The organism is Caulobacter sp. P1_D6 (assembly GCF_056406095.1).
Genome location: NZ_JBFUAW010000017.1, coordinates 1 through 12924, shown reverse-complemented (window position 1 = coordinate 12924; position 12924 = coordinate 1). Strand labels below are relative to the sequence as shown.

Annotated in this window: 12 protein-coding genes; 7 read left to right on the top strand and 5 right to left on the bottom strand. The window is 68.5% G+C overall.

Translation table 11 applies throughout. From position 1 onward, the window contains the following. Window positions 1-5 precede the first annotated feature (5 nt). The 3 genes from AC1DYP_RS11320 (at window position 6) to AC1DYP_RS11310 (ending at window position 2290) form a co-directional block, all read left to right on the top strand. Window positions 6-710, top strand: coding sequence for a hypothetical protein (locus tag AC1DYP_RS11320; protein ID WP_477046413.1), 705 nt, complete (start codon window positions 6-8; stop codon window positions 708-710). A 55-nt stretch (window positions 711-765) separates the two neighbouring features. Further along, window positions 766-1944 (top strand): vWA domain-containing protein, encoded by a 1179-nt coding sequence (locus tag AC1DYP_RS11315; RefSeq protein ID WP_477035373.1) that lies wholly within the window; start codon window positions 766-768, stop codon window positions 1942-1944. Window positions 1945-2011: 67 nt separating this feature from the next. Next, window positions 2012-2290, top strand: a complete 279-nt coding sequence (locus tag AC1DYP_RS11310) for a UvrB/UvrC motif-containing protein (RefSeq protein WP_477046412.1) — start codon at window positions 2012-2014, stop codon at window positions 2288-2290. A 2-nt stretch (window positions 2291-2292) separates the two neighbouring features. Here the strand turns inward: AC1DYP_RS11310 and AC1DYP_RS11305 are convergent, their stop codons facing one another. Together AC1DYP_RS11305 and AC1DYP_RS11300 are read right to left on the bottom strand one after the other, a co-directional pair. Next, complete coding sequence (locus AC1DYP_RS11305; protein WP_477035371.1) at window positions 2293-2439, bottom strand: hypothetical protein; 147 nt, start codon at window positions 2437-2439, stop codon at window positions 2293-2295. Window positions 2440-2473: 34 nt separating this feature from the next. Further along, window positions 2474-3352 (bottom strand): transglutaminase family protein, encoded by an 879-nt coding sequence (locus AC1DYP_RS11300; RefSeq protein WP_477046411.1) that lies wholly within the window; start codon window positions 3350-3352, stop codon window positions 2474-2476. A 92-nt stretch (window positions 3353-3444) separates the two neighbouring features. Here AC1DYP_RS11300 and AC1DYP_RS11295 point away from each other — a divergent pair, with 92 nt between their 5' ends. Both AC1DYP_RS11295 and AC1DYP_RS11290 read left to right on the top strand, forming a co-directional pair. Next, the gene (locus AC1DYP_RS11295; protein WP_477046410.1) at window positions 3445-4665 is read left to right on the top strand and encodes a putative DNA modification/repair radical SAM protein; all 1221 of its coding nucleotides are present in this window, start codon (window positions 3445-3447) and stop codon (window positions 4663-4665) included. Beyond that, the gene (locus AC1DYP_RS11290; protein ID WP_477046409.1) at window positions 4665-6218 is read left to right on the top strand and encodes a UdgX family uracil-DNA binding protein; all 1554 of its coding nucleotides are present in this window, start codon (window positions 4665-4667) and stop codon (window positions 6216-6218) included. Before AC1DYP_RS11295 ends, AC1DYP_RS11290 begins: the two co-directional genes overlap by 1 nt. Before the next feature lie 44 nt (window positions 6219-6262). On the opposite strand, the gene AC1DYP_RS11285 is transcribed toward AC1DYP_RS11290, so the two are convergent. Then, window positions 6263-8101, bottom strand: a complete 1839-nt coding sequence (locus AC1DYP_RS11285) for a discoidin domain-containing protein (protein ID WP_477046408.1) — start codon at window positions 8099-8101, stop codon at window positions 6263-6265. A gap of 281 nt (window positions 8102-8382) precedes the next feature. After that, the gene (locus tag AC1DYP_RS11280) at window positions 8383-9021 is read right to left on the bottom strand and encodes a TetR/AcrR family transcriptional regulator (protein WP_477046470.1); all 639 of its coding nucleotides are present in this window, start codon (window positions 9019-9021) and stop codon (window positions 8383-8385) included. Window positions 9022-9351: 330 nt separating this feature from the next. Here AC1DYP_RS11280 and AC1DYP_RS11275 point away from each other — a divergent pair, with 330 nt between their 5' ends. Then, window positions 9352-11154: a CHASE3 domain-containing protein gene (locus AC1DYP_RS11275; protein ID WP_477046407.1), complete on the top strand. Its 1803-nt coding sequence runs from the start codon at window positions 9352-9354 to the stop codon at window positions 11152-11154. Between the two features lie 13 nt (window positions 11155-11167). On the opposite strand, the gene AC1DYP_RS11270 is transcribed toward AC1DYP_RS11275, so the two are convergent. After that, window positions 11168-11371, bottom strand: a complete 204-nt coding sequence (locus AC1DYP_RS11270; protein WP_477046406.1) for a UvrB/UvrC motif-containing protein — start codon at window positions 11369-11371, stop codon at window positions 11168-11170. A 101-nt stretch (window positions 11372-11472) separates the two neighbouring features. On the opposite strand from AC1DYP_RS11270, the gene AC1DYP_RS11265 reads away from it, so the two are divergent. After that, window positions 11473-12924 (top strand): MFS transporter (locus AC1DYP_RS11265; RefSeq protein ID WP_477046405.1); only part of this gene is annotated, 1452 nt, incomplete at its 3' end.

The following is a 12924-nucleotide window of genomic DNA, read 5'->3' as shown; positions in this document are numbered from 1 at the left end:
ACTCGATGAAGTCGCTGACGATGCTGGCCCTGGCGTGCGCCCTGGCCGCCACTCCGGCCCTGGCCCAGACCGAACCGACGCCGGAGCAACTGGCCGCCAAGCAGGCCGCCGCCAAGGTCGAGGGCGACTCCCTGCTGGCCAAGGCCGGCGCGGCGGCGTTCTTCGACAATCTGAGCGACCGGCAAGGCGAGAGCGGGGTCATCCTGCAGCACAAGGCTTCTGGTCTCTATTGCATCTTCAATCCCGGCCGCGCCGACAGCGAGGTGGTGCTGTTCAAGCCGGACGGCACGGACGTCGGCTGCAGCAGCGCCACCTTCGCCGACAGCCGCACGGTCTACGCCACCAAGTCGGACCTGACCCTGGATCAGGCCATGGCCATGTCGGTCGCGGCCCTGAAGGCCAAGCATCCGAAAGCCAAGCCCTATCGCGGCAAGGGTTCGAACCTGGTCGCCATGATCACCGCGACCGGCAAGGTGCCCCCCAGCCGCACCGAGCGCTTCATCGACGGCGGGACCTACGAGAGCGTCTCGGTGGCGGTCGTCGACGGCTGGGAGATCAAGCTGCGCATGAGCGGCGACGCCGCCAACGCCGGGTTCCTGGCGACCCAGGGCGATGGCATGGGCTGGCTGATGTATCTGTACAAGGCGGTCCAGCATAAGGCCGCGCCGGTCGCGACGCCGCCCGCGCCGGCTGGACAGCCCGCCTCCTGACGGCCATCCTGGGCTCGAACACTCGTTCGAAAGTCTGCCCCCAGAGATCTTGGCCATGTTCCTGCGCTTCTTCTCCGAACTCCGCGCCGCCAAGGTTCCCGTGTCCTTGCGCGAATACCTCCTGCTGATGGAGGCGCTGGACAAGGACGTCATCGACCGGCGGATCGAGGACTTCTACTTCCTGTCGCGCGCCAGCCTGGTGAAGGACGAGAAGAACCTCGACAAGTTCGACCGGGTGTTCGGCCACGTGTTCAAGGGGCTGGAGACCGTCGAGGACGGCCTGACCGCCGACATCCCTGCCGAGTGGCTCAAGGCCCTGACCGAGAAGTTCCTGACCGACGAGGAGAAGGCGCAGATCGAGGCCATGGGCGGCTTCGAGAAGCTGATGGAGACCCTGCAGGAGCGCCTGAAGGAACAGAAGGAGCGCCACGAGGGCGGGTCCAAGTGGATCGGCTCGGGCGGCACCAGCCCGTTCGGCAACAACGGCTACAATCCCGAAGGCGTCCGCATCGGCCAGGACAAGAGCCGCCACGGCCGGGCCGTGAAGGTCTGGGACAAGCGCGAGTACAAGAACCTCGACGACTCGGTCGAACTGGGCACCCGCAACATCAAGGTGGCCCTGCGGCGCCTGCGCAAGTTCGCCCGCCAGGGGGCGCTGGACGAACTGGACCTGAACGGCACGATTCGCGGCACCGCCGAGAAGGGTTATCTGGACATCCAGATGCGTCCCGAGCGGCGCAACACGATCAAGGTGCTGCTGTTCTTCGACATCGGCGGCTCGATGGACGGCCACATCAAGCTCTGCGAGGAGCTGTTCAGCGCCGCCAAGACCGAGTTCAAGCATCTGGAGTTCTTCTACTTCCACAACTGCCTGTACGAGGCCGTGTGGAAGGACAATCGCCGCCGCCAGGTCGAGAAGCTGCCGACCTGGGACGTGCTCCACAAGTTCCCGCACGACTACAAGGTGATCTTCGTGGGCGACGCGACGATGAGCCCCTACGAGATCACCTATCCGGGCGGCAGCGTCGAGCACTGGAACGAGGAGGCCGGGGCCATCTGGATGAGCCGGGTCACCGACATCTACCAGAGCGCCGTCTGGCTGAACCCCACGCCCGAGCGGCACTGGGACTACACCCAGTCGATCGGCGTCATGAAGCAGCTGATGAACGACCGGATGTTCCCGCTGACGATCGACGGCCTGGACAAGGCCATGCGGGAACTGGTGCGCGGCTAGCCGGCAGGCGGGCTCGCCCTTCCGACGGCTGGCGCGTTATCCTGGCGCTGACAACCAGGATTTCGCCGTGTCCGACACTCCCGATCTCTCCGAACTCGAAGCGGCGATGGCGAAGGCCGTGGCGGCGGAGGATTTCGAGACCGCGGCCGCCCTGCGCGACCGGATCGCTCTATTGGGAGGCGTCGACCGCCCCGGCGGGTCGTATCTCAAGCGCCAGGAGCCCGGGAAGATGGGCCTGGGGACCAACCAGTCGAGCTATACGCCGCCCAAGGACTGGGTTCCGCCGCCCAAGCCCAGCCCGATGACCAAGGGCCACTCGAAGGGCGGCCGCCGCATAAAGGGATAGCCCTAGTGTCCCGGACGCGGCTCGAACGAACGCTTTTCCGGGACCTTCAGGCACTCCACGTCCGGCTTCTGGCCGTGCTGCGGCTTGGGCTCGGGATGCGGCAGGTGGCCGCCGCCGAGTGGCGCTTGCTGTTGGAACGGCTTCATCATGGCTTCATCCTCCCGATTTTTCTTGTCAGTTTTATCACGCCGCCGCCTCGAGGGTGTCGAGCAGGCTCACCTCGACCTTGACGCTGAGATGCGCCTCGCCCGGGTCGTCCAGGATCGTGCCCGAGATCGGCTTGGCTTCGTTGGGCGTGCGGGTGTGGGCGACCAGGATCAGGTCCGGCGACTCCGCCAGGCCGTTGGTCGGGTCGAACTCGGTCCAGCCCAGGCCCGGCAGGAACACCTCGCACCAGGCGTGGGTGGCGCCCGCGCCGCGCAGGGCCGAGGCTGGGCCGCTGTAGATGTAGCCGGTGGCGAACACCGCCGCGTAGCCCAGACGCCGCAAGGCCTCGACCATCAGCCAGGCGAAGTCGCGGCAGGTGCCCTCGCCCGACGAAATCGTCTGGGCCGGCGTCTGGGTGCCGGCCTCGGGCCGGGCCTTGTAGGCGAAGGTGTCGTGGATGGTGGCGTTCATCCGCAGCAGGAAGTCGATGGCCGGCTCGTCGGGGCGCTCCATCTGCTGGCGCAGCCACCGCAGCAGCACGCGGTCGTCGTCGTCGGTGGCCGGGGTGATGAACGGGTTCAGCACCGCCCGGTCCTCGCGCGAGTAGACGATCGGCGAGATGGTGTGCGGGTCGTCGATCTGCAGGCTGGTCAGGGGCGCGGGAAAGCGGTCGATGACCAGACGGCTGGTGATGGTGAAACTGTCGGCCTCGCCCCTCGGCGTGAACCAGCAGACGCAGTTGCCGACGGCGTCGTAGGTCCAGCGGGTCTCGCCCGGCAAGGAGGTCTGCAGCGAAGCCTCGACGATGCGGATGGCATGGCTGTCGCGCGGCCGGATCAGCAGCCGATGCGCCCCGAAGCCGACCGGCCGGGCGTAGCTGTACCGCGTTTCATGAAGGATGCCGAGCCGCGCCATAGGCTCTGCATAACCCCGCCGAACCTGCTTCGTTCCGTCACAGGCGAGTGATTGGCCTGGACGGAACAAAATAGGAACAATAGGTTGGGCGAATGGCCGTCCTCGATCTGAAACGCAAGCTCGCCATCCTCTCCGACGCCGCCAAATACGACGCTTCCTGCGCCTCGTCCGGAGCCGAGAAACGCAACTCCATGGGCGGCAAGGGAGTCGGCTCCACCGAGGGCATGGGCATCTGCCACGCCTATGCGCCGGACGGGCGGTGCATCAGCCTGCTCAAGATCCTGCTGACCAACTTCTGCATCTACGACTGCGCCTATTGCGTGAACCGGGTGTCGTCCAACGTCACGCGGGCCCGCTTCAGCGTGAAGGAGGTCGTCGACCTCACCCTGAACTTCTACAAGCGCAACTACATCGAGGGCTTGTTCCTGTCGTCCGGGGTGATCCGCACCGGCGACTACACGATGGAGGAGATGGTCCGGGTGGCCAGGAGCCTGCGCCTGGACCACGACTTCCGCGGCTACATCCATCTGAAGCTGATCCCCGAGGCCTCGCCCGAGCTGGCGGCCGAGGCCGGGCTCTATGCCGACCGGGTGTCGATCAATGTCGAGCTGCCGGGCGACGAGAGCCTGGCGGTGCTGGCGCCGGAGAAGGACGCGGCGGGCATCAAGAAGGCGATGGGCCGGATGCGGCTGCACATCGAGGATCGGGCCGAGCCGGCGCGCAAGGCCGGCCGCCGCGCCTTCGCCACCGGCCAGTCGACCCAGCTGATCGTCGGGGCCGACGCGGCCAGGGACGGCGACATCCTGTCCCGCAGCGCGACGCTGTACGGCGCCTATCAGCTCAAGCGCGTCTATTATTCGGCCTTCAGCCCGATCCCCGACGGCAGCGCCCGCCTGCCCCAGGCCCGCCCGCCCCTGGTGCGCGAGCATCGGCTGTACCAGGCCGACTGGCTGATGCGGTTCTACGGCTTCGGCCAGGGCGAGATCGTCGCGCCGGGCGAGAACCTGGACCTGGAGGTCGATCCCAAGACCGCCTGGGCCCTGCGCCATCGCGGCGACTTCCCCGTCGACGTCAACTCCGCTGACCGCGAGACCCTGCTGCGCACGCCGGGCCTCGGAACGCGCGGCGTCGACCGCATCCTGCTGGCCCGCGCCCAGACGCGGCTGACCCTGGACGACGTCAAGCGCGTGTGCGGCTCGGTCAAGCGCGCCAAGCCGTTCATCGTCACCGCCGACTGGACGCCCGGCGCGGCGACCGACGGCGAGAGCCTGCGGGCGTCCCTGATAGCGCCCGAACAGCTGAGCTTGTTCTGATGCGGGTGGCGCGGCTGGAGTCCGAGATCGACTTCGACGGCTGGCGGACGGCGGCCCGGACACTGAGGGCGGAAGGCGTGGCGCCGGAGGCGGTGGTGTGGACGGTGGAGCGGGATCTGTTTTCGGAACCGCTGCAAACAACGTCTGTCATCCCGGACGAAGCGCAGCGAAGATCCGGGAGCGGCCCAGAGCGCGGCGCTTCCGGCGGTCCCGGATCTTCGCGCTCCGCGCTCGTCCGGGATGACAAGGAAAATCGCGAAACTCCCGGCAGAGCTCCCTTCACCGTCCCCGCCGCCTTCGTCGACCTGGCCCGGACCGTCATCCTGCACCGCTCGCCCGAACGGCTGGCCCTGCTCTACCGCATTCTGCACCGCCTCGAGCGCCAGCCGCGCCTGCTGGACAACCCCGCCGACGTCGATGTCGCCAAGGCGCGCGACATGGCCAAGGGCGTCGGCCGGGCGATCCACAAGATGCACGCCTTCGTCCGCTTCCGGCTGGTCGAGGACGTCGCGCCGGAAACCCCAAGGGAGCAATATGTCGCCTGGTTCGAGCCGGCGCACCGGGTCACCGAGGCCGCCGCGCCGTTCTTCGCCCGGCGGTTCGCCAACATGAACTGGTCGATCCTGACACCGGACGCTTGCGTGCACTGGGACGGAAGCACGCTGACGATGTCGCCCGGCGCCGATCCCGCCGACGCGCCGTCGCAGGACGCCCAGGAAGAGATGTGGCGCACCTACTACGCCTCGATCTTCAACCCGGCGCGGCTGAACCCGGCGATGATGAAACAGGAGATGCCCAAGCGCTATTGGCGGAACCTACCGGAGGCGGCGCTCATTCCGGATCTGATCGAGAACGCTCGAAACCGGACCGAAGCCATGGTCGCCGCCCACCCCGTCAAGCCGTCCGAACGCGTGCTCAAGGCCGCGCTGAAGCACGCCCGCGACGGCTCGTTCGGCGAGAGCAATCTGGTCAATCTGGAAGAGGTGGCCGCCGGCGTGCAGGTCTGCCGCCGCTGCGACCTGTGGCGCGACGCCACCCAGGGCGTGCCGGGCTTGGGACCCGCCAAGGCGGCGCTGATGATCGTGGGCGAACAACCCGGCGATCAGGAGGACCTGCAGGGCGTTCCGTTCGTCGGCCCCGCCGGCCAGCTCCTGGATCGCGCCATGGCCGAGGCCGGCGTCCCCCGCGACCGCGCCTTCGTCACAAATGCCGTCAAGCACTTCAAGCACGAGCCGCGCGGCAAGCGCCGGCTGCACAAGACGCCGGACCGCGGCGAGGTCCAGGCCTGCCGCTGGTGGCTGGACGCCGAGCGCCGGCTGGTCCGGCCCAAGGTGATCCTGGCCCTGGGCGCGACGGCGGTGCAGGCGGTGTTCGGCAAGGCCCTGCCGATCGGCAGGACGCGTGGCCAGCGCCAAGCGCTGGACGGCGGCGAACAGGGCCTGGTCAGCTGGCACCCGTCCTTCCTGCTGCGCGTCCCCGACCCCGAGACCAAGGACCGGGCCTTCGCCGAATTGGTCGAGGACCTGAGGCTGGCCTGGAAGCTGGCGGGCTAGGACGAGGTTGGGGACACGCGCCAGGCGCGTGYCCCCGTCCGTTCCTAGTTCAGGCTGACGCTCATCTCGTAGATGATCGGCGTGAACGCCCCGGAGGTGAAGTTCAGCCGCACCCTGCTGCTGACCACCGTGGGGAAGGTCACTGTGCTGCTGGCCCCGATGGTCGTGCCGTAATAGGCCGGAGTCCACGCGCTCCCCGTCCAGTAGTCGATCCGGTAGCCGCTGGTGCGATCGCCGAATTCCGACATGGTGACGGTGTTGAACGCCTTTCGGGTCCCGAAATCGGCCTGCAGCGAAGCAGCATACCCGGGGCCCCGAGCCTGCCAGTTGGTGTTGGGATCGCCGTCGAAGGCCTTGTCGGCCGTCTGGGTGAGGTCCCAATTGGACGAGCTGGCGTAGGAGCCGTTCAGCGCCAGGTTCGGCGAAACGGCCGGCGTGGCGTTCAGCGTCATCTCGTAGATGATCGCCGTGTCGATCCCCGAGGTGAAGAAGAGCCGGGCCCTGCGGCCGGTCACCGCCGGGAAGCTGACCGTGCTGGACGCGCCGATGCCGGTTCCGGTGTAGGCCGTCTTCCAGGTCGAGCCGTTCAGGTACTCGATCCGGTAGCCCGTCGTCCGGTTTCCGTACTCGCTGATCGTCGCCTGGCTGAAGGTGGAGTCCTTGCCGAAGTCGATCTCCACCCACTGCCCGCCGTAGAGCGTGCCGGGCGCCGCCTGCCAGTTGGTGTTGGGATCGCCGTCGAACGCCCCGTGCGCCGTCTGGCCGGGCCAGTTGGACGAGCTGGAATACCGCAGCACCTCCGAAACGGCGTCGACGCGGTCGGTCCCGGTCTGCAGGGTGGGCGTCATCCACCCGCCCTCGTCGAACTCGTTCCAGGCGTACATCAGCACCGTGTTGGCGTCGGCGGTGAGCTGATTGTTCTGCACCCAGTTCAGGGCGTTCTGCAGGTTGGTCCCGATCTCGGCCGGGGTGGCCTTCTGAACCCAGGCGTTCGAGGCCACCGGCTGGTTGTTGTTCCAGCTCTGCGGATAGAGCGACCGGGGCCGGTTGTCCCAGCCCGTCGTCACCGAGGGCACCACCTTCCTGCCGGTGTTCCTGAAGGTGTTCCAGGTGTTGGCGTTCTGCGAGATCAGCGTCGAATAGGCCACGCCGTTGGTCGAACCGTCGGCATAGGTGCTGATGGCGTCCGCCCCGGCGGCCGTGGCGTAGCTCGACGCCGTGGCGGCGTTGGGCGACAGCAGGACGATGTAGGGGTTGGCCGACCCCGCGGTCGCCGCCGCCGACCGCACGCCGGCCACGAAGCTCGCCATGTCGGCCGTGGTGTCGCCGGCGTTGATCATCACATAGAGCAGCGGACGACCGTTGAGCACCTTCTGGAAGTTGCTCCGCACGAACTCAGAAGCCAGGGTCGCGGCCGGCGCCGAACTCATGCTGACGACGTACGCGTAGTTGAGGCCGTCGCGCTGGGTGCTCGACTGGTAGAGGTTCCGGGCCGTCGACATGCCGTCGTTGTCCGGGAAGTAGCAGAACGCCCAGTAGTTGACGCCCGCACGCTTGGCGTAGGCGATGTCGGCGTCCATCTGGGCCTGGGTCAGTTGGCGAACCTGGACGGAGTCCGCGCCGGTCTCCACGCCATAGAACGGCACGCGGTCATGGAACTGGTTGAGGCCGAGATTGCGCTCGACCTCCAGGCCGACGTGGCCGCCGGCCCCCGTGGGCAGGTCGCCCACCCAGGCGTCCCAGCGGATCGCGCCGACGGCGGCGCCCGGGGTGTTGGCGGCGAATGTCGCGGCCGGCGCCGACAAGGTCGCCAGGCACAGCGCCGCGGCGACGGCCTTGGCGCTTTTCGGCGCCAGGCCGCGCAGAGGGGATGATCTATTCATTTTGGAAAATCCTTGGAGGTTCAAATTGGGTTCGTGGATCGCCGACGCGGAAAATTGCGCCGGCGTGTTTTCACGATCCCGAGGGCGGGGATCGCCCGCTCCTCAAGATCGCTTGTTCTTATTTTGTTCTATTGATGCGTCAGACTCGGACGTGCTCGCGCTTGCCGAGTCCGCAATTCGCGCAGGGCCGCGCCGACCCGAAACCGGCGCGGGGCGCATGCGCCCCGGCGGTCCCGGCCTGGCCGTTTCCTTGATGTCGGTGAGCGGCCCGGTCCGAAGACCTAGGCCGAGAACCCCGCCTCGGCGAAGGCCAGCATGCGGCCCAGCAGCGCCTCGACATCGGCCTCGCTGGTCGTGCCTTCCGACAGCACGTTCAGGCGGTCGAACTCGGCGAAGCGGTTGTTGTGCAGCATGCCCAGGGTGAAGTGCAGCCGCCAGTAGATCTCCTCGGACGGCAGGTCCGGCCGCGCCTTGAGCAAGGCGTCGGAGAAGCGGCGCAGATGGGTGACGTCGGTCTGCAGGACCTTGCGGATCTCGTCGGTGCCCTCGCTGCGGGCCCGGATCAGGAACTGCAGCGAGATGCGGCGCTCGTGGTCGGGGGCCAGCCATTTCAGCGGCGGGGTCAGCAGGGCGGCCAGGATCTCGCGCACGGGCGGAGCGCCTTCGAAGCGGTCGGTGGCCTCGTGCAGCTTCTTGGCCCGCTCGCGGTTCAGCTCGACCGTGCGCCGACGGAAGATCTCGTACAGCAGCGCGTCCTTGGAGCCGAAGTGATAGTTCACCGAGGCCAGGTTGACGCCCGCCGCGGCGGTGATGTCGCGCACCGAGACGTTCTGGAAGCCGTGCAGCGCGAACAGGCGCTCGGCGGCGACGAACACCAGATTCTTGGTGACGGCTTCGTTGTCGGCGCTGTCGGCGTCGATGTCTGGCGCGGTGGTGACGGTCGCGCCGTCGCTCTTCGGACTCACTACGGTATCCCCTTTACCTGTGGGGAAGTCTTACGGCCGTTCGAAATTGGCGCAAGCGTCAAGATGGAACGCGGACGGAGGAATTCTGAAAGCGGCGCCAGCGAGGCGCCCCTGGATCGTCGTTTCAGCGCGCAAGCGCCTCGCGGCGTTTGGCTACCTCCTCGATTCCACGTATCAAGCCTTCGTTCGACGGGACGGGACCCATCGGGGGAGTAATCGAGTTTGGCGCGTATTCAGTCGACCGACGTCGCCTCGGGCGCACGGGGTGTTCGTGCGAGCCTCGTCGTGGGCCTTCTCCTGCTCGTCTGCGCCGCCGTGGCGGCCATCGTCGTGGCGTTCGCCAGCGCGGGGGCCGAACGCTGGGCGGCGCACTCGCTGGAGGTGCGGCGGGTCCAGGCGGTGACGTTCAGCGCGCTGCAGGACGCCGAGACCGCCCAGCGCGGCTACCTGCTGACGGCCGACCCGGCCTATCTGCAGCCCTACAGCGAGGCCCACGATCGCCTGCCGGTCCTGAAGGACCAACTGCGGGGCCTGGTGGCCGACAACGCGGCGCAACGGCGGCGCGTGGCGGACCTCACCCAGGCGATCGACGCGAAGATGGCCGAGCTGGACCTGACGGTGGCCATGGCGCGCGGGGGCCGCGCCGACGCCGCCATCGCCCGCCTGAAGACCAATGTGGGCAAGGCCCAGATGGATCGCGTCCGCGCGCTCAGCCGGACATTCGAGACCGCCGAGGCGAACTTGCTCGCCGAGCGGCAGGCTGTCGTCGCCACGCAGCGTTCGGTGCTGATCGGGGTGATCGTCCTGGCCCTGTTCGCCGCCGCCGTGTTGGCCTTCGCCATCGTCCGTGAATCGCGTGACCATGCCCGCGAACTGCTGAGCCACAACCGCGCCCTCGAGAACGCGATCGCCCAGCGCGAACGCGCCGAGGCCCAGCTCCGCCAGGCCCAGAAGATGGAAGCCCTGGGCCAGCTGACCGGCGGCGTCGCCCACGACTTCAACAACATGCTGGCGATCATCGTCGGCAATCTGGACATGCTGATCCGCCGGCTGTCGGGCCAGGAGAAGCTGCTCAGCCTGGCCGAGAACGCCCTGTCGGGCGCCAATCGCGCCGCCGCCCTGACCAAGGGCCTGCTGGCCTTCTCGCGCCAGCAGCCGCTGGATCCCAAGCCCACCGACGTCAACAAGTGCGTGGCCGACATGTCCGAGCTGCTGCGCCGGGCGTTGGGCGAGAACATCGCGGTCGAGACCGTGCTGGCCGGCGGCCTGTGGCGGGCCTTCGTAGACACGCCCCAGCTGGAAAGCGCGATCCTCAACCTGGCGGTCAACGCCCGCGACGCCATGGGCCAGGCCAGCGGGGCCAGCGGCCGCCTGACGATCGAGACGTCCAACGCCTTCCTCGACAAGGCCTATGCCGACGCCCACGACGAGGTCGTGGCCGGCCAGTTCGTGCTGGTGGCGATCACCGACACCGGCGGCGGCATGACGCCCGAGGTGATGGAACGCGCCTTCGATCCGTTCTTCACCACCAAGCGGCTGGGTGAAGGCACGGGCCTGGGCCTGTCGCAGGTGCACGGCTTCCTCAAGCAGTCGCGCGGCCACATCAAGCTCTACAGCGAGCTGGGCGTGGGCACGACGGTCAAGCTCTACCTGCCGCGCGACACCCAGGGGCTGGCCATCGAGGAGCCGGTCGCGCCGCGTCCGATCGTGGCCAGCGGCGAAGCCTTCACCGTGCTGATCGCCGAGGACGATCCGGGCGTGCGCAGCTTCACCGTCAGCGCGGCCCGCGAGCTGGGCTACAAGGTGATCGAGGCCGACGGCGCGGCGGTGGCGCTGGAGCGCCTGGGCCAGCGTCCGGAGATCACCATCCTGCTCACCGACGTGGTCATGCCGGGCTCCAACGGCCGCCAGCTGGTCGACGCCGCCCTGCTGGTGCGGCCGGACCTGAAGGTCATCTACATGACCGGCTACACCCGCAACGCCATCGTCCACAACGGCACGCTGGACGCCGGCACCCGCCTGCTGACCAAGCCGTTCACGCTGGAGCAGTTGGACCGCGAGCTGCGCGACGCCCTCTCGGGCGAGTAGGCTGCCGCCGACCCTAGGGCGGGCCGGCCTTCTGGGACTCGCGCTGCTTGAGATAGGCCGCCTGGGGCGCTCCTCCGCCGGGCTGCTCCATGACCCGCAGGTCGCGGCGGATCTGATCGATCTGGCCGCGCAGGATCGAGGCCGTTTCGAAGTCCTCGGAAGCGACGGCCTGGGCCATCTCCTCCTCCAGTTCGGACAGATGGGTTTCCTGCGTCATCGCGGGCTCCAGGCGGCTGCGAGGAGGATAACGCACAAGACGCCGGATTGGCCGGTCCATCCGACTTGAGATCGTCAGCCGGCGGGCGTAAGCCGCCCGTCGTGTCGATTGATCAGCCCGCCCCTCCGCCAGACAAGTCGGTTCTCGGAACCCGGCTGATCTCGCTGGCGGTGGCCAGCGCCCTGCTGATGGAGTTCATCGACTCCACCGCCCTGTCGACCGCCCTGCCCACCCTGGCCCGGGCGTTCAGCGTCGACCCCATCCATCTGAAGCTGGCCCTGACCTCCTACATCCTGGCCCTGGCGGTGTTCACGCCGGCCAGCGGCTGGGCGGCCGAACGCTTTGGCGCGCGGCGGGTGTTCATGACGGCCATGGTCGTGTTCCTGGCCGGCTCGGCCCTGTGCGGCCTGTCGCGGAACCTGGAGGCCCTGGTCGCCTCGCGCATCCTCCAGGGGATCGGCGGGGCGATGATGACGCCGGTGGCCCGGCTGATCGTCGTCGGCTCGACGCCCAAGGACAAACTGATCCGGGCCATGGGCTGGTTCACCATGCCCGCCCTGATCGGCCCGCTGATCGGCCCTCCCCTCGCCGGCCTGGTGCTCAGCGTCGCGGACTGGCCGTGGATCTTCTACCTGAACCTGCCGATCGGCCTGCTGGGCATGACGGCGGTGATGCGCTTCGTGCCCAGGAGCCCGCCGAACAAGGAGATGGGCCGGTTCGACACCGCCGGCTTCCTGCTGTCGGCCCTGGCGATCAGCGGCCTGGTGGTGGTGGCCGAGACGGCGGGGCTGTCGCTGCTTCCCCCCTGGGCGCAACTGGGCATGCTGGTCCTGGCCCTGGGATCCGGCTGGCTCTACCTGCGCAAGGCCAAGGCCACGCCCAGGCCGATCCTCGACCTGGGTCTACTGAAATACCGCACCTTCCGCGCCAGCCTGCTGGGCGGGACGCTGGTGCGGCTGGGCATCGGGGCCAGCCCGTTCCTGATGCCGCTGTTGCTGCAGGTGGCCCTGGGCTGGAGCCCGCTGAAGGCCAGCGCCGTGACCCTGGGCACCGGCGTGGGCGTGCTGATCGCCCGCCCGTTCGCCGCCGCCGGCCTCAAGCGCTTCGGCTTCCGCACCTCGCTGGCGGTGTTCGTGACCCTGACGGCGGCGTTCACGGCCGCGCCCGGCTTCTTCACCCTGGCCACGCCGATGGCGGTGATGACGGGCGCGCTGTTCCTCGGCGGCTTCTGCCGCTCCAACCAGTTCATCGCCGCCAACACCATCGCCTATGCCGACGTGCCGCAGGCCAAGGTCGCGGCCGCCTCCACCCTATCGGCTGTCGCCCAGCAGGTGGGCCTGGCCCTGGGGGTCAGCTTCGGCGGCCTGATGCTGCACCTGGCGCGCGGCCACGGCGCCCACCTGACGCCCGACCGCTTCACCTGGCCGTTCGTGGCGATCGGCGTGGTGACGCTGCTGGCCTTGCCGGTCTACCTGCGGCTGGACCGGGACGCGGGGTCGGAGATTTCGGGAAGGGTGCGGGGCCCAGGCCCTCCCCCTGTGGGGGAGGGGAGG

What these genes read in the sequence shown, in the direction of transcription:
- AC1DYP_RS11320 (WP_477046413.1), top strand. Translation starts at nt 6, where the DNA reads ATGAAGTCGCTGACGATGCTGGCCCTGGCGTGCGCCCTGGCCGCCACT.
- AC1DYP_RS11295 (WP_477046410.1), top strand. Translation starts at nt 3,445, where the DNA reads ATGGCCGTCCTCGATCTGAAACGCAAGCTCGCCATCCTCTCCGACGCC.
- AC1DYP_RS11270 (WP_477046406.1), bottom strand. Translation starts at nt 11,371, where the DNA reads ATGACGCAGGAAACCCATCTGTCCGAACTGGAGGAGGAGATGGCCCAG.
- AC1DYP_RS11290 (WP_477046409.1), top strand. Translation starts at nt 4,665, where the DNA reads ATGCGGGTGGCGCGGCTGGAGTCCGAGATCGACTTCGACGGCTGGCGG.
- AC1DYP_RS11305 (WP_477035371.1), bottom strand. Translation starts at nt 2,439, where the DNA reads ATGATGAAGCCGTTCCAACAGCAAGCGCCACTCGGCGGCGGCCACCTG.
- AC1DYP_RS11285 (WP_477046408.1), bottom strand. Translation starts at nt 8,101, where the DNA reads ATGAATAGATCATCCCCTCTGCGCGGCCTGGCGCCGAAAAGCGCCAAG.
- AC1DYP_RS11315 (WP_477035373.1), top strand. Translation starts at nt 766, where the DNA reads ATGTTCCTGCGCTTCTTCTCCGAACTCCGCGCCGCCAAGGTTCCCGTG.
- AC1DYP_RS11300 (WP_477046411.1), bottom strand. Translation starts at nt 3,352, where the DNA reads ATGGCGCGGCTCGGCATCCTTCATGAAACGCGGTACAGCTACGCCCGG.